Here is a 20,248-nt window from a genome sequence, read left to right on the forward strand (position 1 = left end):
ACTTGAGCAGGAGCACTTCATGAAACTGTTGCGTTACGGCGAAAAAGGTTCGGAAAAACCCGGGCTGTTGGATGAAGACAAACAGATCCGCGACCTGTCGGGCCACGTCGCGGACATCGCCGGGCAGGCCTTGGGCCCGGAAAGCCTGGCGCGACTTGCCGCCCTCGACCCCCGCAGCCTGCCGCTTGTTACCGGCCAGCCGCGCATCGGCGCCTGTGTCGGCCAGGTCGGCAAATTCATCTGCATCGGCCTGAACTACGCCGACCATGCCGCCGAGTCGAACATGGACGTGCCGAAAGAGCCGATCATCTTCAACAAATGGACCAGTGCCATTTGCGGGCCGAACGACGATGTCCAGATTCCCCGTGGCTCGCTCAAGACCGATTGGGAAGTCGAGCTGGGCGTGGTCATCGGCAAGGGCGGGCGCTACATCGACGAAGCCAATGCCATGGAGCATGTCGCCGGTTATTGCGTCATCAACGATGTGTCGGAGCGTGAGTGGCAGCTGGAGCGCGGCGGCACCTGGGACAAGGGCAAGGGCTTCGACACCTTCGGCCCCCTTGGACCCTGGCTGGTGACCCGGGACGAAATCGCCGACCCCCATACGCTGGATCTGTGGCTGGAAGTCGACGGGCATCGCTATCAAAACGGCAATACCCGGACGCTGATCTTCAGCGTGCCGCAACTGATCGCCTACCTGAGCCGCTGCATGAGTCTGCAACCGGGGGATGTGATTTCCACCGGGACGCCCCCGGGTGTTGGGCTGGGCATCAAGCCCAACCCGGTGTTCCTGCGCCCGGGCCAGACCATGCGCTTGGGTATCGAAGGCTTGGGCGAACAGTGTCAGGTCACGGTGCAGGCGGACTGATCGTTGGGCTTGCGGCCGTCTTCGCGAGCAGGCTCGCTCCCACAGAAGGACTTCCGATACACGCGGATATTGTGCCTGCTGAAGATCCCCTGTGGGAGCGGGCTTGCTCGCGAAGGCGGCATCACAGTCAATAAAGATGTTGAATGTGCCGACCTCTTCGCGAGCAAGCCCGCTCCCACAGTTTGTCCCGGGTGATCGCCGGATAGGCGTTCAACTCAAATCCCTGTGGGAGCGAGCCTGCTCGCGAAGGCGGCGACACAGTCAATAAAGATGTTGAATGTGCTCGCCTCTTCGCGAGCAAGCCCGCTCCCACAGTTTGTCCCGGGTGACCGCCGGATAGGCGTTCAACTCAAATCCCTGTGGGAGCGAGCCTGCTCGCGAAGGCGGCGACACAGTCAATAAAGATGTTGAATGTGCCGGCCTCTTCGCGAGCAAGCCCGCTCCCACAATTGTCCCGGGGTGATCGCCGGATAGGCGTTCAACTCAAATCCCTGTGGGAGCGAGCCTGCTCGCGAAGGCGGCGTCATCGTCAATAAAGATGGTGAATGTGCCGGCCTCTTCGCGAGCAAGCCCGCTCCCACAATTGTCCCGGGGTGATCGCCGGATAGGCGTTCAACTCAAATCCCTGTGGGAGCAAAGCTTGCTCGCGATAGCAGTGGCCCGGCCTGGCCTTATTTTGAATCAATACGCCTGACACGCTTCATCACCACCACGAAAAACACCGGCACGAACACCACCGCCAGGGTGGCGGTGATCATGCCGCCGATCACCCCGGTGCCGATGGCCTGCTGGCTCGCCGAGCTGGCACCGGTGGCGATTGCCAGCGGCACCACGCCGAGGATGAACGCCAGGGACGTCATGATGATCGGTCGCAGGCGCAGGCGCGCGGCCTGGAGCGTGGCGTCGATCAGGTCATGGCCGTCGTCGTACAGGCTCTTGGCGAACTCGATGATCAGGATCGCGTTCTTTGCCGACAGGCCGATGATGGTAATCAGCCCGATCTTGAAGAACACATCGTTGGGCATCCCGCGCAACGACACGGCCAGCACCGCGCCGAGCACACCCAGCGGCACCACCAGCAGCACCGAGGTCGGGATCGACCAACTCTCGTACAGCGCCGCCAGGCACAGGAACACCACCAGCAGCGACAGGCCCAGCAGGATCGGCGCCTGACTGCCGGACAGACGTTCCTGCAAGGACAACCCGGTCCATTCCTGGCCCAGGCCCGTCGGCCCTTGGGCCACCAACCGTTCGATTTCAGCCATGGCTTGCCCGGTGCTGTAGCCCGGGGCCGGTTCGCCGGAAATGCTCACCGCCGGATAGCCGTTGTAGCGGGTCAATTGCGCTGGCCCCTGGGTCCAGCGGGCCTGGACGAAGGCCGACAACGGCACCATTTTTCCGCTGCTGTTGCGCACGTGAATCTTCAACAAATCCTCGACCTGGCTGCGCTGGTCGCCCTCGGCCTGCACCACCACGCGCTGCATCCGCCCCTGGTTGGGGAAGTCATTGATGTAGGCCGAACCCACCGCCGTGGACAACACACCGCCGACATCGGCGAAGGAAATCCCCAGGGCATTGGCCTGCTTGCGGTCGACTTCAAGTTGCACTTGCGGCGCCTCCGCCAGGGCGCTTTCGCGGACATTGATCAGCATCGGGCTTTTTTCGGCGGCGGCGAGCAATTCGCTGCGGGCCTGCATCAGCGTGGCGTGGCCGAGGCCGCCACGGTCCTGCAAGCGGAACTCGAAACCGCTGGAGGTGCCCAGGCCGTCCACGGGCGGCGGCAACACCGAGAACGCCATGGCGTCCTTGATCTGACTCAGTGCCAGGTTCGCGCGGTCGGCGATGGATGCCGCCGAGTCCTCGGCGCCGCGTTGCGACCAGTCCTTGAGGGTGGTGAACGCAAGGGCCGCGTTCTGCCCGCTGCCGGAGAAACTGAAACCGAGGATGACCGTGCTGTCGCCGACCCCCGGCTCACCGGCGTTGTGCGCCTCGATCTGCTCCACCACCTGCACCGTCCGGTTTTTGCTCGCGCCCGGTGGCAGCTGGATGTCGGTGATGGTGTAGCCCTGGTCTTCCACCGGCAGGAACGAGGAGGGCAGGCGACTGAACAGCAGGCCCATGCCCACCAGCAGCACGCCGTAGATCAGCAGGTATCGGCCGCTGCGTTTCAGCGCGTAGGCCACCCATCCTTGATAGCGGTCGCCGAATCGGTCGAAACCACGGTTGAACCAGCCGAAGAAACCGTTTTTGCCGTGGTGATCACCTTGGGCGACCGGTTTGAGCAAGGTCGCGCAAAGTGCCGGGGTCAAGGTCAGGGCGAGAAAGGCCGAGAACAAAATCGACGTCGCCATCGACAGCGAGAACTGTTGGTAAATCACCCCCACCGAGCCCTGCATGAACGCCATGGGAATGAACACCGCCACCAACACCAGGGTAATGCCGATGATCGCACCGGTGATTTGCCCCATGGCCTTGCGCGTGGCTTCCTTGGGCGACAAGCCTTCCTGGGCCATGATTCGCTCGACGTTCTCCACCACCACGATGGCGTCGTCCACCAGGATGCCGATGGCCAGCACCATGCCGAACATGGTCAGCACGTTGATCGAGAACCCCAGCGCCAGCATCGTCGCGAAGGTGCCCATCAACGCCACCGGCACCACCAATGTCGGGATCAGCGTGTAGCGAATGTTCTGCAGGAACAGGAACATCACCGCGAACACCAGCAGCATCGCTTCGCCGAGGGTATAGATCACCTTGGTGATCGAGACTTTGACGAACGGCGAGGTGTCGTAGGGGATCTTGTATTCCACGCCGGCCGGGAAGTAGCGCGACAGCTCATCCATCTTGTTGCGCACCAGGGTCGCGGTGTTCAACGCGTTGGCGCCCGGTGAGAGTTGCACCGCCACGGCAGTGGATGGCTTGCCGTTCAGGCGCGTGGAAAACTGGTATTCCTGGCTGCCGATTTCCACCCGTGCCACGTCGGCGATGCGCACCGTCGAGCCATCGGGGTTGGCTTTGAGTACGATGTCGGCGAACTCTTGCGGCGTATTGAGCTGGCCTTTGACGACGATGGTCGCGGTGATTTCCTGGGTGCTGCGGCTCGGCAGATCCCCCAGGCTGCCGGCCGACACCTGGGCATTCTGCGCCACGATGGCGGCGTTGACGTCGGCGGGGGTCAGGTTGAAACCCACCAGTTTCCGGGGGTCGATCCAGATCCGCATGGCCCGCTCGGCGCCGTACAGCTGGGCCTTGCCGACACCGTCCAGGCGCTTGATCTCGTTCATCACGTTGCGCGCCAGGTAGTCGCTGAGGGCCACGTCGTCGAGCTTGCCGTCGTTGGAGGTGAGGGTGATCAGCAGCAGGAAGCCGGCGGAGACTTTGTCCACCTGCAAGCCTTGCTGCGTGACCGCTTGCGGCAGGCGCGACTCCACCGCCTTGAGGCGGTTCTGCACATCGACCTGGGCCAGTTCCGGGTTGGTCCCAGGCTGGAAGGTCGCGGTGATGGTCGCGCTGCCCAGGCTGCTTTGGGATTCGAAATACAGCAGGTTGTCGGCGCCGTTGAGTTCTTCCTCGATCAGGCTGACCACGCTTTCGTCCACGGTTTGCGCCGAAGCGCCCGGGTACACGGTGTAGATCTCGATTTGTGGCGGGGCCACGACCGGGTATTGGGCCACCGGCAGTTGTGGAATGGCCAGGACACCGGACAACAGAATGAACAAGGCGACGACCCAGGCGAACACCGGACGGTCGATGAAGAATTGCGGCATGGCTTAGTGTCCTGCCTGTGGCCCGGGAACCTGGGCGAGGGGAAGTGGGGAGTCGTCGACCCGGACTTGCTCGCCGGGACGGGCGTGTTGCAGGCCTTCGATGACGATGCGGTCGCCGGGTTTCAAGCCGTGGGTAACGACCCAGCGATCGTTTTGCGCGGCGCCCAGTTGCACCGGTTGCTGGCTGACCTTTTGCTCGGCGTCCAACAGCAACACCTGGGCGACCCCGGCGCTGTCACGCAGGATGGCCCGTTGCGGCACGGTGATGCCTTGGCTGTTGACCGCTTGTTCGAGACGCACGCGGATGAAACTGCCCGGCAGCAGGTCCAGGTCGGGGTTGGGAAATTCGCTGCGCAAGGTGATCTGGCCGGTGCTCGGGTCGACACTGAGGTCGGTGAACAGCAACTTGCCGGGCAACGGGTAAGGGCTGCCGTCGTCCTGGATCAAGGTGGCCTTGGCCTGGCCCTGGCCGACTGCTTGCAACTGACCTGCGCGAAAGGCGCGGCGCAGGTCGTTGAGTTCGCGGGTCGATTGCGTGAGGTCGGCGTGGATCGGGTCCAGTTGCTGGATCAGCGCCAACGGCGTGCTTTCGTTCTGCCCCACCAAGGCACCTTCCGTCACCAGGGCGCGGCCGATGCGCCCGGAAATCGGTGCGGTCACCGTGGCATACCCCAGGTTCAGTTTCGCCCGTTCCACCGCGGCCTTGCTGGCGGCGACGTCAGCGGCCGTCTGGCGCACGTTGGCCCGGGCGTTGTCGTAGTCCTGGCCACTGATCGCCTTGTCATCGATCAACTGGGCATAACGCTGGGCTTGCAAGCGGGCCTGGAACGCATTGGCCTCGGCCTTGCGCAACGCCGCCTCGGCACTGTCCAGGTCGGCCTTGAACGGCGCCGGATCGATGCGAAACAGCACCTCGCCCTGCTTGACGTCGCGGCCCTCATGGAACACTCGCTGCAAGACCACGCCGGCCACCCGCGCCCGGACTTCGGCGACCCGTGGCGCGGCGATCCGCCCGCTCAGTTCGTTGCTGATCGACAATGGCCGGGCCTGGACGGTTTCCACACGCACACTGGGCAGCGGGGCGGAGGCTTGCGGGTTCGAGGCGCTATCACAACCACTGAGCAGCAGCGCGCCGACCAACAGGCCCAGTGTGACGAAAGGAGTCTTGGACATGGTGCTTCCCCACGATTGAGCCGCCCATGGTAGGGACCGAGGCCTGCGGCAGGGGTGAAGCTTTGTAGGCGCTCTGTGAAATTGTGTAATCAGATCCGAAAATGCCCCACCAACTGCTGCTGGTGGTTGGCCATGGCATGCAACGAGTGGCTCGCCTGCGAGGCTTCCTCCATGCGGCTGGTCAAGGTTTCACTGATGCCGCGAATGTCACTGACGCGATGGCTGATGTCTTCCACGACAGCGCTTTGCTCCAGGGCCGCGCTGGCGATCTGCTGGTTCATGTGTTCGATCACTTCCACGGCATCGGTGATGCGCTGCAGCGCCGCCTGGGTCTTATCGACTTGAACGACGCTGTCCCTGGCCAGCTCGCGGCTCGACTGGGTGCTGTGCACGACGTCCTGGCTCAGTTGCTGCAACGCTTCGATCACCGAGCGTATTTGTTCGACCGAATTCTGCGTATTGCTCGCCAGATGCCGGACTTCGTCGGCCACCACCGCGAAGCCACGGCCCTGTTCGCCAGCGCGGGCGGCCTCGATGGCGGCATTCAATGCCAGCAGGTTGGTCTGCTGGGCAATCGCACAAATCACATCCAACACCTGGCCGATGTGCTGACTGTTGCCGGCCAGTGCCTGCACTTGCTCGAGGGTGGTTTCCAGGCAGCGGTGGAGGCTGTCGATGCTGTTGACCGCGTTGGCGAATAGTTCCCGCCCTGATCGGCTAGCGTTTTCGGCGACGGTGGCGGCATCGGCCGCCTGGTGGGAATGGCGCGCCACTTCCTGGGCGCTGGTGCTCATTTCATGCAAGGCGGTTGCCGCCAGTTCGACTTCCCGGTACTGCGTGTGCATGCCCGCGCTGACTTCCCGGGCCACCTGCGCCGAGGTGTCGGCGGTGTTGCGGGTGTCCAGGGAGGCTTGCTGGATATCGCGGATGATGGGCTGCAGTTTATCGAGAAAACGATTGAAGCCCTGGGCCAGATGGCCCAATTCATCGTGACGGTCGTCGGGCAGGCGCTGGGTGAGATCGCCGTCGCCGTCGACAATCGCATCGAGCATCTGCGCCACCCTCAGCAGTGGCCGGGTCACGCCGTAGGCGGTGAGCCAGATGAGTAACAGGCCCAAGCCGGCAGCCAGCAAGCCCAGGCTGAGATTGAACCAATTGGCCTGGCGATGCTTGTCGTCCAACTGGGCCTGCATGTGCAGGGCCGGCGCTTGTACCAGCGTTTCCGGCACGCGTATCTGCAATTGCCAGGGGGCGTTTGCCGGAGCGGTTTGCACGGTTTGCTGCACATCGACAGACGTACCCGCCACGGTGCCGCTGTGGCCGGCAATTTGCCCGGATGGGGAAAGGATATTGATTTCGCTGTGGCCGGGATACAGGTCGTTGGCCAGGCTGGCGGCGAGCTGCTGGAGGGTATCGAGGCTGATGTCCATGCCCACCACGCCAATGACTTTGCCCTGGTCCAGCAGCGGTATGGAGATGCTGCTCATCAGCGTCTTCTGACCTTCGACCTCGATCGCGTAGGGCTCGGTCACGCAGGTGCGCCCTTGGGTCTGGGGGCAGACGTACCAGGCGTTGGCCGGCTCGCTGCCCGGTGGCGCGGTGTTGGCACTGATCTGGGCTTCGCTGAGCACTTCTTGCACCAGATGGCCGGGTTGGCTTTGCGACCAGTACAGGGCAAAGCGACCTATTTCATTGCCGGCCAGATCCCGTTGGCCGGTGAAGCCGGCATCTTCACCGACCAGCGCGTCGGGAAGCAGCACCACGTAGAAGCCCAGCACTTTTTCGCGGTTCTGGAGAGCCTGGCGGGTCGCGGCGATCAAGTCCCGACGCAGTTGCCCCGGTGTCAGTCGCCCGTTCCACGCCTGGGCGCGCAGTTGCAGGACTTGCTGGGCAAAACCTTCCCCATAGATCGCCGTTTCGCTGAAAAACCGTTCCACCCGCTGACCGTGTGCCAAGCCCTGTGCCTGCAAACCTTCCAGGGCCGAGCGCCCCAGCAGTTGACTGCTTTGCTGCTTGAGCAACGTTGCGCTTTGCTGGCTCTGATACAGCGAGGCAGCGGTCAGTGCGCCGACGACGGCCAGCAGGCACAGGCCGCTCAGGAGCGTGATCCGCCATTGGATAGAGAGACGAGTGAAGGACATGCTGAGGTTTTCCTGCGCGGGGGATTTTTATTGTTCTGTGCCCAGCACGGTTTGAGCGGTGGGCGAGGTTATCTTGCGGCAGGAGGCACTTTCCCGTTATCCCGAATCGGCAGCGGTTGTGCGCCGGCAAAGGGCAATGCGACTCCGCCAAGAAAACACAAAACCTGTGGCGAGGGAGCTTGCTCCCGCTGGACTGCGCAGCAGGCCCAGAAAAGACGGGCCGCTTCGTGACCCAGCGGGAGCAAGCTCCCTCGCCACAGGGATGTCGTTGGTCCTAAGTGAATAGGGTTACAGCTGGGTTGACCTGTTTTGGGGCAGCGCTTCGGATGCTGCCGTTTTGGGATAGCGAAGGGTTTTGGTCAGGGCCTAGCATCGAATCCAGCGTGCAAGCAGAGCAATCAGCTTTTGGAAGTCGGCGAAGCTGGCGTCTGCGATCCAGCAACAACTGCCTCATACAATAAGGTCAAGAACAATGAGCGTATCTTTCCCGATCAGCAGCTCGACGGAGTTGAAACGCGGTGCCCTGGGTGTCGGCTTCATCATCTTCTTCGTGATTTCGGCGGCGAGCCCCTTGAGTGTCATCGCTGGTGGCTTCCCCATTGGCATCATGCTAGGCAACGGCGCCGGCACACCGGCGTTGCTGCTCCTGGCGCTGTTGGTGTTGTTGGCATTTTCGGCGGGCTACACCGCCATGTCCCGGCACATGACCAATGCCGGTGGTTTTTATGCGTTCACCTCTCGCGGCCTGGGGGGCTTGGCCGGAGGCGCGGCAGGGGTGCTGGCGATGTTTGCCTATAACATCCTGCAGATCGGCCTGTACGGCATGTTCGGCGGCGTGGTCAGCGGCACGATGGCCAGCGTCTTTGGCCTGGACTTGCCGTGGTGGACCTATTCGCTCCTGGCGATGGCGAGCATTGCGATTCTCGGCTATCGCAAGATCGACCTGTCGGCCCGGGTGCTGTCGGTGGTGGTCATTGCCGAATACCTGGCGATCCTGACGCTGGATTTCGCCATCCTCAAGACCGGTGGCGACAGCGGCATCAACCTCGATTCGTTCGATCGCAGCCATGTGTTCAGCGGTACGCCATCCATCGGCTTGCTGTTCTGCTTCGCGGCGTTCATTGGCTTCGAGGCCACCACCATCTACGGCGAGGAGGCCAGGAATCCGCACCGTACGATTCCCATCGCCACCTATAGCTCGGTGCTGTTGATCGGTGGTTTCTATGCCTTGTCGGTCTGGGCCATGGTGATTGGCGTAGGGGCGGACAAGATCGTGCCGACCCTGCAAGCGCTGCAGGATCCCACCACGTTCATCTACGGCATGTCCGACCACTTTGTCGGTCCGCACCTGACCCAGGTCATCCGCGTGCTGTTCATGGTCAGCATCTACGCCGGGCTGCTGGCGTTCCACAATGCCGCGGCCCGTTACTTCTATGCCATCGGGCGTGACGGTTTGCTGCACAGCCGCTTGGGCACCACCCATCGCGTGCATCAAAGCCCGCACATGGGCTCGGTCCTGCAAAGCCTGATCGCCGCGGTGGTGGTGCTGATCTTCGCCGCGCTGGATGCCGATCCGATCCTGCAACTGTTCGCCTGGTTTTCCAACCTGGCCACGCTGTGCGTGATCCTGCTCATGGCCCTGACCTCGGCGGCGGTATTGGTTTATTTCCGCGCGCACCCGGAGTTGAAGCTGGGGCTCTGGCGCGGTCGGATTCTTCCGGGCTTCTCGTGCCTGGCCTTGTTGGCGGTCCTGGCCCTTGCGGTGATTCATTTCGACGTGCTCACCGGCGCCAGCCAGCTTTTGTCCTACGGACTTTGTGCGGTGATTCCCGTCGCGCTGATCGTCGGCGTGTACCTCGCCGCCCGATTGCGCAAGGCCTCGCCCGAGCGGTTCATGGCGTTGGGCAGCCACAAGCTCTAGGGCACCGCGCGACCCCATCAATCTATCCAGACAATAAATCCGCTGCCGTTCGGGACGGTCCGGCAGCGCGCGAAAGGAAGGTGTCATGCACGATTATCAAATGCTCATCGATGGAACTCGGGTCGACGGCGAGAACGGCCACTTCGATGTGCTCAATCCAGCCACCGCCACGGTGTTCGCCCAGTGTCCGGCCGGTTCCCTGACCCAACTGGACCTTGCCGTCGAGGCGGCGCAAGCGGCCTTTGTCGAGTGGCGCCACAGCACCCATGAAGATCGCCGCCAACGCCTGTTGGACATCGCCGCAGACATCGAGCAGGACGCCGAGTCGTTGGCCCGGCTGATTGTCCTGGAGCAGGGAAAACCGCTGGAGCTGGCGTTTTCTGAAGTGATGGGGGCGGTGGCCTGGACGCGCTACGCCGCCGAGCAGCAGATCCCTGTGGAATTGGTGGAAGAAACCCCGAGCCAGCGCATTGAGCTGCACCGCAAGCCGTTGGGCGTCGTCGCGTCGATCACGCCCTGGAACTGGCCGTTCATGATCGCCGTCTGGCACATCATGCCAGCGTTGCGGGCCGGCAACTGTGTGATCAGCAAACCGTCAAGCCTGACGCCCCTGAGCACCCTGCGCTTGGTGGAGATCATCGCGCGCCATGTGCCTCGCGGCGTGATCAATAGCGTGACCGGCGAACAAGGTTTTGGCAGCGCGATCACGGCCCATGCCGGTATCCAGAAAATCGTCTTCACCGGTTCGACCGCCACCGGCCAAAGCGTGATGCGCGGTGCCGCCGGCAACCTCAAGCGCCTGACCCTGGAACTGGGCGGTAACGACGCGGCCATCGTGCTGCCCGGAACCCCGGTGGAGGCGGTGGCCGAAGACATTTTCCAGGCGGCCTTCCTGAACATGGGCCAGACCTGCGCGGCCCTCAAGCGTTTGTACATCCACCAATCCCAGTACGAAGCCTTTGCCCAGGCCCTGGCCCGGATCGCCCAGCGTCAGGTGGTGGGTGACGGCTTGGCGCCTGGGGTCACGTTTGGCCCGGTGCAGAACCTCGAACAGTTGAAGCTGGTTGAGGAGCTGGTGGCCGATGCCCGCGCCCATGGAGCGCGGGTGTTGTGCGGCGGTGCCCGTCTGGACCGCCCGGGCTTTTTCTACCCGCCGACGTTGGTCGCCGATGTGACCGACGGGCAGCGCCTGGTGGACGAGGAACAGTTCGGCCCGGTGTTGCCGCTGATCGCCTACCAGGATGTCGAGGACGTCCTGCGTCGCGCCAATGCCGGCGACATGGGCCTGGGTGGATCGGTCTGGGGCCGCGACAGCGAGCAGGCCCAGGCACTGGCCAGTCGCCTGGAATGCGGCATGGCCTGGGTCAACTGCCATGCGCAGATCCAGCCGAATACGCCGTTTGGCGGCAGCAAGATGTCCGGGTTCGGCGTCGAGTTCGGCCTTGAAGGGTTGCTGGAGTTTACCGGCCAGCAACTGCTGTACGTACGCAAGCGTGAAACAGAATGAGGACTGCAACCATGTACGAGCACTACAAGACAGCACAGAAGAAGTTCTGGCACCCGATGAGTTCTTCGGCGCCCGCCAACCGCTCCAAGACGTTGATCATCGCCCGGGGCGACGGCAACTACATCACCGATATCGAGGGGCATCGCATGCTCGACGGTGTCGGCGGCCTGTGGAACGTCAACGTGGGCCATAACCGGCCTTCGGTGAAGGCGGCCATCGCCGCGCAGATGGACGAACTGGCTTATTACCAGACCTTCGACGGCATTGCCCATCCACGGGTGTTCGACCTGGCCGAGCGGCTGACGTCGATGTTCGCCCAGGAAAACATGGCGCGGGTGCTGTTCAGTTCCGGTGGTTCCGATGCGGTCGAGACGGCCCTGAAAATGGCCCGCCAATACTGGATCGCCAGCGGCGAGCCAGGGCGCACGCGTTTCCTGTCGTTGCGCAATGGCTACCATGGCGTGCACATGGGCGGCACCTCAGTGGGTGGCAACGGCGTGTATCACTACAACCATGGGCCGCTGTTGGCCGGCTGTCATCTGCTCGATACGCCGTGGTTGTACCGCAACCCCTGGGACTGCCGCGATCCAGAGGAGTTGACCACTCACTGCATTCGCCAGTTGGAAGACCAGATCGCGCTGCTCGGCCCGCAGACCATTGCCGCGTTGATTGCCGAACCGGTGCAAGGCGCCGGTGGCGTGATCGTGCCGCCGGCGCATTACTGGAAGCGGCTGCGGGAAGTCTGCGACCGCCACGGCATCCTGTTGATCGCCGATGAGGTGGTCACCGGGTTCGGCCGCACCGGCTGCATGCTCGGCAGCCGGGGCTGGGGCGTCGCGCCCGACGTGCTGTGCCTGGCCAAGGGCATCACCGCCGGTTACATCCCCATGGGCGCCACGGTCTTCAACCAGCGCATCGTCGATGCCATCGAAAACGGTCCTGGTTTCAGCAACGTGATCATGCACGGCTACACCTACAGCGGACACCCGACGGCGTGTGCGGCGGCCCTGGCGGTGCTGGACATCGTCGAGGCCGAGGACTTGCCGGGCAACGCCGGGAAAGTCGGTGCCCAGTTGCTGGAGCAATTGCAGCCGCTGACCGAACGTTACGCGGTGGTGGGCGAAGTGCGCGGCAAGGGCTTGATGATCGCCGTGGACCTGGTGGCGGACAAGGTCACCCGCGAGCCGCTTGACCCCGCTAACGGCCTGGCCTCGCGCATCGCCGAGCAAGCGCGTCGGGCCGGCGTATTGGTGCGCCCGATTGGCAACAAGATCGTGATGTCGCCGCCGCTGACCCTCACCAGCGACGAGGCCGCCCTGATGGTCGGTGCGTTGGACGGTGCGCTCGCCGACTGCCGCTGATCTGTAAGCCGGCGCGGTATGCCGTGCCGGCTCCCTGAATATAAAAACAGCCTTCAAAAGGCGCAGCACAAGGAGCTCCAGCCATGCGGAACCTATCGCGTATGGAAATTTTCGGCAGTGGCCTGGCCTGTACGCTGGCGCTTTGCGCCGGGAATCAGGTCCAGGCCTATGAGTTGTATGCCGATGACGACACGCATTTCAACGCCGACCTGCTGGCAGTGTTCGGCCATTTCAACAGTCGCAAGAACTACGACGGCAGGCCCGGCGGTTCAACCTGGCGCGAAGGTTTCATCAAGTATGGCGTCAGCGGCGACCAGGGCCTGGCCGGCCATGGCACCGCCTACGGTGCGTTCAGCCTGGTCAGTTCCGCCACCTGGGGCGATGGCGACGCGGCCGGCAATTCGCTGGGCAGCGAACGCACGACGAAGATCGAAGACGCGTACCTGGGGTGGCGCTCCGCCGACCTGTTCCCCGTGCTGGGGCAGGACGGTGTCGATATCTCCGGCGGGCGGCAGGTGGTCAAGCTGGGCAGGGGCTTTTTGATCAACGATGACGGGCCGAACCTGGGCAAAGGGCCTGCCGACGGTCGCTTGAATCGCGGTGGCGCCTATTACCTGGCGGCCCGGCACGCGTTCGATCAGACTGCCGTGTTGCGCCTGGGCGGGCAGGAGGGGCTGCATGGCAGCGTGGTGTGGCTCAAGTCCGACAACCGCGCCCAGGCCGAAACCGAACTGGCCGCCGGCACGCTGGACTACACCGCCAAGGCCGGGACCTTGGGGTTGACCTGGATCCACGGCCTGGATATGAACGACCGGTGGGCCAGCGATTTCCAGCGGCAACGCAAGGGCATGGACGTCTACAGTATTCGCGGTGAAGGCGACGCCGGCATTGAAAATGCGAGCCTGGCGTTCGAATACGCTTGGCAAGACAAGGACGCCGGCCCGCAGAACGCCTGGTACGCCGAGGCCGGCTACACCTTTGCCGATCTCGCCTGGGCCCCCAAGCTGACGTACCGCTACACCCGCTATTCACAGAAGTGGGATTCGCTGTTCACCGGGCAGAGCACCGGTTATGGCACCTGGTTCCAGGGCGAAGTCGCGGGTAATTATGCCGGGCCCTTCAACAGCAACACGGGCATTCATCATGTCGGCCTGACAGCCAAGCCGTTGGAGAACCTGACCCTCGGTGCGCTGTACTTCGACTACAACACCGTGCGTAAAGACAACGCGCTGAACCTGGATGCCCGCGAGTTGGACCTGTACGTCGAATGGGCGGTGAACGAGCATTTGATCGTCACGCCGCTGATCGGCCTCTACAAGCCGGATCGGGACGCAACGACGGGGGGCAATCAAGTGAGCGGCAATGGCACCAACGTCTACAGCCAGGTGACGGTGGCTGTGCCGTTCTGAGGCCAGGGCTGTTCGATAAACCCTGTGGCGAGGGAGCTTGCTCCCGCTGGGTCGCGCAGCGGCCCCTCTCTTTTGGGCCTGCTGCGCAGTCCAGCGGGAGCAAGCTCCCTCGCCACAGGGACAGTGTTTCTCTTGAATGAGCAGTGCCCCTGCTTTCTAGCAGATGGCAGGCGGATTCTGCATCCGCTCGGCAATTCGCCGGGTCGTGTCCATCACCATTTCAATCACGGTTTCCTGGCGCAGCAGCTTGAAGCTGTCGGTGCTGCCGACGGCCGACAGGCTGCCCACCACGTCGTCGAGTTCGGGGTTGACGATCGGCGCCGCGATACCGGTGAGCCCCAGGTTGAGTTCGTCGTGGGTCATGCAATAGCCGTCCTTGCGGATCTTTTTCGCGGCCTTGGAAAAGCTTGCCCAGTCATAGCTGCCGTGGGGGTCGTTGGCCAGGTGCTCTTCGAACAGGCGTTGCAGGCGTCGACCCTTCTGGAAAGCGATCAACACCTTGGATTGCGCACCGCGAAAGAACGGCAGCGGCTGGCCGCGGCCGAATGAGAACTGGTAGGTGTCGCTGGGTTCGGCGATGTAGGTGTTGATGATGCGGCCGTCGTAGAAAACGCTGGCAAACACCGCCAGGCCAGTGGCATCGGACAGCTCGTGCATCAACTCGCGGCCGGCCACGAGGATCGGGTCGTACTGCCGCATCATCCAGTCCAGCTCAATGATGCGTGGCCCCAGGCCGTAGCTGCCGGCATCCACCCGAACCAGCAGGCCGGCATCGCACAAATCCTTGACGTAGCGGTACACGGTCGCTCGTGACAGGCCCATGCGCTCGGCGATGGTATCGGGGTCGATCTTCAGCGTGGCCGGGCCGAAAAGGTCCAGCACGCTCAGCATTTTGCTCAGACTGCTCATTTCGCTCCTAAAGGGGAATGGCGCGTAGGGGGGCGTTGGGTGAGCACTATAGGTAGCCGCGGCGGTGATGAAAAGCCCGCGCATGCCCTCAGGAGCGCGTTGTGACGATAACCGAATGCGTGAGAAATGCAAGCTTATTCACGGTCGTTTGCTCTTCAATAATACGCAGTTATCTCAATATATGATTTAAATGCAGAAAAACAGCTTGTTTTGTCGATTTGTCTGTGTGATAAATCTCAGCCACTGCAAACGCTCGATGAAGAGGGCTGGAAATGAATGGTGCGCAACTGATAGTGAAGGCGGCGGTGGCAAGCGGAATCGAATACTGCTTCGCCAACCCCGGAACGACTGAAATCCCCCTGGTGGCAGCCATGGCCAGCGCGCCAGCCCTCAAGCCGGTACTGTCCTTGTTCGAAGGGGTATGCACCGGTGCAGCGGACGGCTACGGCCGGATTGCCGGCAAGCCGGCGATGACTTTGACGCACCTCGGTCCCGGCTTTGCCAATGGCATCGCCAACCTGCACAACGCCCGTCGCGCCAACACCCCGATCGTCAACGTCATCGGCGATCACGCGTCCTGGCACGTCAATTACGATCCGCCGTTGGCCAGTGATATCCAAGCCTTGGCCGGCAGCGTTTCCACGTGGGTACGTACCTCGCGCACGGCATCGGGCGTTGGTGAAGATCTCCAGGAGGCGGTGCGTGCCGCCTGGCAAGCCAACGGCCAGATCGCCAGCCTGATCCTGCCGATGGACCTGCAAGCCAACACGGTGCAGCACGAGAAAGCCTTCACCGCATTGCAGGCCCCGGTTCGGCGTTTTGCCGGTGACCGGATCGAGGCGGTCGCCCAGGCACTGCGCGATGGCCGGCGCCTGGTGTTTATCGTCGGCGACCAAGGCTTGTCCGTCGCCGGACTCGAAGCGGCAGGGCGCCTGGCCCGGCTGCCGGGCGTGCGCCTGTTCGCCGAAACCTTTCCCCGCGTGAGTTATCGCGGTGGTGGCCTGCCGGACCTGGATCGCCTGCCTTACTTCCCTGAAGTGGCCATCGAGATCCTGGATCAATATGACGCGGTGGTCTGCGCCGGCGTCCCCGAACCCATCAGCTATTTCGGCTACGAAGGCATTGCCTCGCGGCTGGCAGAGCGCGAACGCCTGCTGTGCCTGGCTGAGGTGGGGGACGACGTTGCCGGGGCGCTCACTGCGCTGGCCGATGCCCTTGAAGCACCGGCTTATGTGCCCACGCCAAGCGGTATCGAACTGCCGCCCAGCGAAGCCACGTTGACGCCCCAATCCGTGGGCCAGGTGTTGGCCGCGTCGCTGCCGGACGACTGCATCGTGTCGGTGGAAGGCGGGACGTGCGGCTATCCGTTCTTCACCGCCTCGGCCCATGCCGCACGGCATCGGGTCTTGACCAATACCGGTGGGGCCATCGGCCAGGGCATCCCGGTGGGCTTTGGCGCCGCCATGGCCGAGCGTGGCAACAAGGTGTTCTGCCTGCAATCGGACGGCAGTGCCCAGTACACGATCCAGACCTTGTGGAGCATCGCCCGGGAGCAATTGCCGGTGGTGATCCTGATCGCGGCCAACCATCGCTACGCCATCCTGCAAAACGAACTGCGCCGCTTCGGCATGACCGAGCTGGGCCCCGAGGCCCTGAGCCTGACGGTACTGGACCGTCCTCGCATCGATTGGAAGGCCCTGGCCAAGGGATACGGCTTGCCGGCCAGCACCGTGCACACCAACGGCGAGTTGCAGCGCGCCCTGGCCAACGCCAAGGCCGATGGCGGCCCTTGCCTGATTGAAATGGCGCTGTGAAGGAGGGGATATGAACCAGATTCAATTGTTACCCGCGGTCGAGAAGTTCCTGTCGTTACCCGGGCGCCTGTTTATCGGCGGCACCTGGCAGGACGCCGCCGATGGTCGCCGGTTTGCCGTGGAAAACCCGGCCACTGAACACACCCTGGCCGAAGTCGCCGAAGGCGGCGAACGGGACGTGGATGCCGCCGTCGCTGCCGCCCGCGCGGCCTTCACCGGAGCTTGGGCGCAGCAGTCGCCGGCCCAGCGCGGGTTGCTGCTGTTTCGCCTGGCGGAACTGCTCGACCAGCATCGCGAAGAGCTGGCGCAATTGATCACCCTGGAAAACGGCAAGCCGATCGCAGCGGCTCGGGGCGAAGCGGCCAGCGCCGCGAATATCATTCGTTACTTCGCCGGTTGGCCAACCAAGATCGAAGGCAGCACGCTGCCGGTGTCGCCCGCCAGTGGCGCGCCGATGCTCAACTACACCTTGCGCGAGCCGGTGGGCGTCTGCGCGTTGATCGTGCCGTGGAATTTCCCGCTGACCATGTGCGTGTGGAAGCTCGGCCCGGTGCTGGCGACCGGTTGTGTTGCGGTGCTCAAGCCCGCCGAACAGACGCCCCTGGTTGCCATTCGCCTGGTGCAATTGATCGAGGCCGCCGGTTTCCCGGCCGGGGTGGTCAACCTGCTCACCGGCCTCGGCGCGCGCACTGGCGCACCGCTGGCCCAGCACCCGGACGTGGACAAGATCGCCTTCACCGGTTCGACCCAAGTGGGCCGGCTGATCGCCCAGGCGGCCACCGGCAACATGAAGAAGGTCTCCCTGGAGCTGGGTGGCAAGTCCCCCAACATCATCCTGCCGGACGCCGACATCGTCCGGGCCGCCAAAGGCGCCGCCGATGGCATTTTCTACAACCAGGGCCAGGTCTGCACCGCCGGTTCGCGTCTGTACGTGCACGCCAGTGTCCTCGACCAGGTGCTCGAAGAACTCCAGCGCCACGCCGCCGCCCATGTGTTGGGGCCAGGCCTGGATCCGGCCAACAGCATGGGCCCGCTGGTCTCGGCCCGGCAATTGGGCACGGTGCGTGGCTACCTGCAACGGGGCCAGGAAGAAGGCGCCGAGCTGATCTGCGGCGGTGATCGTCCCGACCATTTGGAGCGCGGCCACTTCATCCGCCCCAGCGTGTTTCTCGACCGCGCCGAGCGCGCCTGTGTCGCCCGGGAAGAAATCTTCGGCCCGGTGCTGACCGTCATGAGCTGGACCGAAATCGACGAGCTGGTGCTGCGCGCCAACGACTCGCCTTATGGCCTGGCGGCCGGACTGTGGACCCGTGACTTGCGCTCAGCCCATCGCGTGGCGGCGCAGTTGAAGGCCGGCTCGGTGTGGATCAACTGCTGGAACGTCGTCGACCCGGCCTCGCCCTTTGGTGGCTACAAGCAATCCGGCTGGGGTCGGGAAATGAGCAAGAACGTGATCGATGCCTACACCGAAACCAAAAGTGTCTTCGTCGATCTGGCCTGAGCCGAATAATCACAAGAGGAACTGCTATGGATCTGGAATTGCAAGGCCGCGTGGCGATCGTCACCGGCGGTGGCATGGGCATCGGCAAGGAAGTCGCGCGCTTTCTGTCCCAGGAAGGCTGCAAGGTGGTGATCTGCGCGCGGCGCATGGAATACCTCCAGCAGGCCGCCGAGGAAATCAGCGCAGAGACCGGCAACGAAGTGCTGCCACTGTTCTGTGACACCAACCAGATGTCGGCGGTGTCCGACATGGTCGAAGCGGCCCACAAGCACTTTGGCCGCATCGATATCCTGGTCAACGGCGCGGCGGCCCCGTCCGGCGTGGTGCGCAACGACATCGAACATGCCGGCGACGATGAACTGCTCTCGGACCTCAACACCAAGGTGATCGGCTATTTCCGTTGCGCCAAGGCCGTGACCCCGCACATGAAGGCCGGCGGTTTCGGTCGCATCATCAACATCGGTGGCCTGACCGGGCGTGGCAGCAAGGTGCTCTCGGGCATGCGCAACCTGGCCATCGCCCACATGACCAAGACCCTCTCCGACCAACTCGGCCCGTCCGGCATCACGGTCAACCTGATCCACCCCGGCGTGGTCGACACCCCGCACATCCAGGAGCTGTACGAGCGTGAAGGGGTCAAGCAGGGCAAGACGCCCGAGCAGGTGGAGCAGGGCTACATCGACGCGACGCCGATCCGACGCACCCTGGCCCCCATCGAAATGGGCTGGCTGATCGGTTTCCTCGCGTCCCCCAAGGCCGGTGCGGTGACCGGGGAATCGATTGGCATCGACGGCGGCTTGACCCGTGGCATCTTCATTTGAGGAGCAGCAGTGATGAGTAACGGAACCCTTTTGGTCGCCACCGTCGGGCAAGCGCTGATCCGCAGCGCCGACGATGGCCGTACCTGGCATCGCCTGGGCCTGGGCCAGGACCTGGAATTCGATGCGATCACCCGGTCCCTGAGTTTTCATCCGGGCACGCCCGAGGTGATCTACGCCGGCACCGAAGTTGGCCTGTGCGTCAGCCGTGACACTGGCGGCCACTGGCAGCGGGTGGATTCGCCGTTCAATGGGCAGACGGTCTGGAAGGTCGCGGTGGATCCCCAGGATGCGCAGCGGATTTTCGTCGGCACCGGCGCGCCGTCACGCGCCGTGCTGTGGCGCACCCTCGATGGTGGCCAGAGCTGGGATCGGGCCCCGGTGGAAATCCCGGAATTCTGCGACGGCGTCAGTCGTCCACGCTTGCTGGCCTTCGCCTACGACCCGACAGATCGCAACCAGCTCTGGTTCGGCCTGGAAGAGGGCGGGTTGTTCCACAGCCGTGACGGTGGCGACAGCTGGACCCGCGTCGACGATCGCTTGCTGTGGGACTACAACTCGGACGTGCACAACATCGTGGTCCTGCCCAATCACGGGCAAAAGGTCATCGTCGTGGTGTGCGTCAACGCCGTGTACCGCAGCCTCGACGAAGGGCAGACCTGGACTGGCATCGTCGCCCGGGAAACCTTCGGCCTGTACTACGTGCGCGCCATGAATGCGGCGTTGGGCAGCGAGGATACGCTGTACCTGAGCATCTCCGACGGCACCCCAGGCACCACCAGCAAGGTGCTGGTCTCCCGGGATGCCGCCGTCAGTTGGGAAGTGCTGCCACTGCCGCAACAACCCAACTCCTGTGTCTGGGCGATTGCCTTGAACCCTGCCGACCCTCGCCAGATCGTCGCCGGTACCAAGTACGGGCACCTGTTCACCTCCGAGAATGGCGGTGACGGCTGGCAGAAGCAGTGGCGCGAGTTCAGTGAAATCGCTGATGTGCTCTGGACGCCCGCCGTGGCGCAAATCAAGTCCGGGCATCAATCCATCATCAAGAAAAACTGAGGG

General features: G+C 63.5%; 13 protein-coding genes and 1 pseudogene. 9 read left to right on the plus strand and 5 right to left on the minus strand.

Annotated elements, in window-relative coordinates; all coding sequences use genetic code 11:
* Window positions 1-19 precede the first annotated feature (19 nt).
* Window positions 20-868 (plus strand): ureidoglycolate lyase, encoded by an 849-nt coding sequence (locus J3P88_RS15220; RefSeq protein WP_434576248.1) that lies wholly within the window; start codon window positions 20-22, stop codon window positions 866-868.
* A 671-nt stretch (window positions 869-1,539) separates the two neighbouring features.
* Here J3P88_RS15220 and J3P88_RS15225 read toward each other — a convergent pair.
* The 4 genes and pseudogenes from J3P88_RS15225 to J3P88_RS15240 form a co-directional block, all read right to left on the minus strand.
* On the minus strand, window positions 1,540-4,635 hold the full coding sequence (locus tag J3P88_RS15225) for a multidrug efflux RND transporter permease subunit (protein ID WP_434576250.1): 3,096 nt from the start codon (window positions 4,633-4,635) through the stop codon (window positions 1,540-1,542).
* A 3-nt stretch (window positions 4,636-4,638) separates the two neighbouring features.
* Window positions 4,639-5,808 carry an efflux RND transporter periplasmic adaptor subunit gene (locus J3P88_RS15230; protein ID WP_186705860.1) on the minus strand — a complete coding sequence of 390 codons (1,170 nt, stop codon included), beginning with the start codon at window positions 5,806-5,808 and terminating at the stop codon, window positions 4,639-4,641.
* An 89-nt stretch (window positions 5,809-5,897) separates the two neighbouring features.
* Window positions 5,898-6,653 (minus strand): methyl-accepting chemotaxis protein, encoded by a 756-nt coding sequence (locus tag J3P88_RS15235; protein WP_434576478.1) that lies wholly within the window; start codon window positions 6,651-6,653, stop codon window positions 5,898-5,900.
* A gap of 102 nt (window positions 6,654-6,755) precedes the next feature.
* Window positions 6,756-7,949, minus strand: a pseudogene (locus tag J3P88_RS15240) (PDC sensor domain-containing protein); the annotation flags it as partial.
* Between the two features lie 472 nt (window positions 7,950-8,421).
* Here J3P88_RS15240 and J3P88_RS15245 point away from each other — a divergent pair.
* The 4 genes from J3P88_RS15245 to J3P88_RS15260 all read left to right on the plus strand — a co-directional run bounded on the left by J3P88_RS15245 (window position 8,422) and on the right by J3P88_RS15260 (window position 14,147).
* Window positions 8,422-9,870 (plus strand): APC family permease, encoded by a 1,449-nt coding sequence (locus J3P88_RS15245; protein WP_434576252.1) that lies wholly within the window; start codon window positions 8,422-8,424, stop codon window positions 9,868-9,870.
* Between the two features lie 85 nt (window positions 9,871-9,955).
* Window positions 9,956-11,377 (plus strand): aldehyde dehydrogenase family protein, encoded by a 1,422-nt coding sequence (locus J3P88_RS15250; RefSeq protein WP_434576254.1) that lies wholly within the window; start codon window positions 9,956-9,958, stop codon window positions 11,375-11,377.
* 11 nt (window positions 11,378-11,388) lie between these two features.
* Window positions 11,389-12,738: an aminotransferase class III-fold pyridoxal phosphate-dependent enzyme gene (locus J3P88_RS15255; protein ID WP_434576255.1), complete on the plus strand. Its 1,350-nt coding sequence runs from the start codon at window positions 11,389-11,391 to the stop codon at window positions 12,736-12,738.
* Between the two features lie 83 nt (window positions 12,739-12,821).
* Window positions 12,822-14,147 carry a hypothetical protein gene (locus J3P88_RS15260; protein ID WP_434576257.1) on the plus strand — a complete coding sequence of 442 codons (1,326 nt, stop codon included), beginning with the start codon at window positions 12,822-12,824 and terminating at the stop codon, window positions 14,145-14,147.
* A gap of 156 nt (window positions 14,148-14,303) precedes the next feature.
* On the opposite strand, the gene J3P88_RS15265 is transcribed toward J3P88_RS15260, so the two are convergent.
* Window positions 14,304-15,056 (minus strand): IclR family transcriptional regulator, encoded by a 753-nt coding sequence (locus J3P88_RS15265; protein WP_434576259.1) that lies wholly within the window; start codon window positions 15,054-15,056, stop codon window positions 14,304-14,306.
* 272 nt (window positions 15,057-15,328) lie between these two features.
* Between J3P88_RS15265 and J3P88_RS15270 the strand changes: the two genes are divergently transcribed.
* Genes J3P88_RS15270 through J3P88_RS15285 form a run of 4 tightly spaced genes read left to right on the plus strand, consistent with a single transcriptional unit; the run spans window position 15,329 to window position 20,245 of the window.
* Window positions 15,329-16,870, plus strand: coding sequence for an acetolactate synthase large subunit (locus J3P88_RS15270; RefSeq protein ID WP_434576260.1), 1,542 nt, complete (start codon window positions 15,329-15,331; stop codon window positions 16,868-16,870).
* 10 nt (window positions 16,871-16,880) lie between these two features.
* Complete coding sequence (locus J3P88_RS15275; RefSeq protein ID WP_434576262.1) at window positions 16,881-18,371, plus strand: aldehyde dehydrogenase family protein; 1,491 nt, start codon at window positions 16,881-16,883, stop codon at window positions 18,369-18,371.
* Between the two features lie 26 nt (window positions 18,372-18,397).
* Complete coding sequence (locus J3P88_RS15280) at window positions 18,398-19,192, plus strand: SDR family NAD(P)-dependent oxidoreductase (protein WP_186705869.1); 795 nt, start codon at window positions 18,398-18,400, stop codon at window positions 19,190-19,192.
* Window positions 19,193-19,204: 12 nt separating this feature from the next.
* Window positions 19,205-20,245 (plus strand): VPS10 domain-containing protein, encoded by a 1,041-nt coding sequence (locus J3P88_RS15285; protein ID WP_434576264.1) that lies wholly within the window; start codon window positions 19,205-19,207, stop codon window positions 20,243-20,245.
* The last annotated feature ends 3 nt before the right edge of the window (window positions 20,246-20,248 follow it).

Origin of the sequence: Pseudomonas sp. Z3-6 (assembly GCF_051131985.1) — a bacterium.
GTDB classification, from domain to species: Bacteria; Pseudomonadota; Gammaproteobacteria; order Pseudomonadales; family Pseudomonadaceae; genus Aquipseudomonas; species Aquipseudomonas zanjanensis.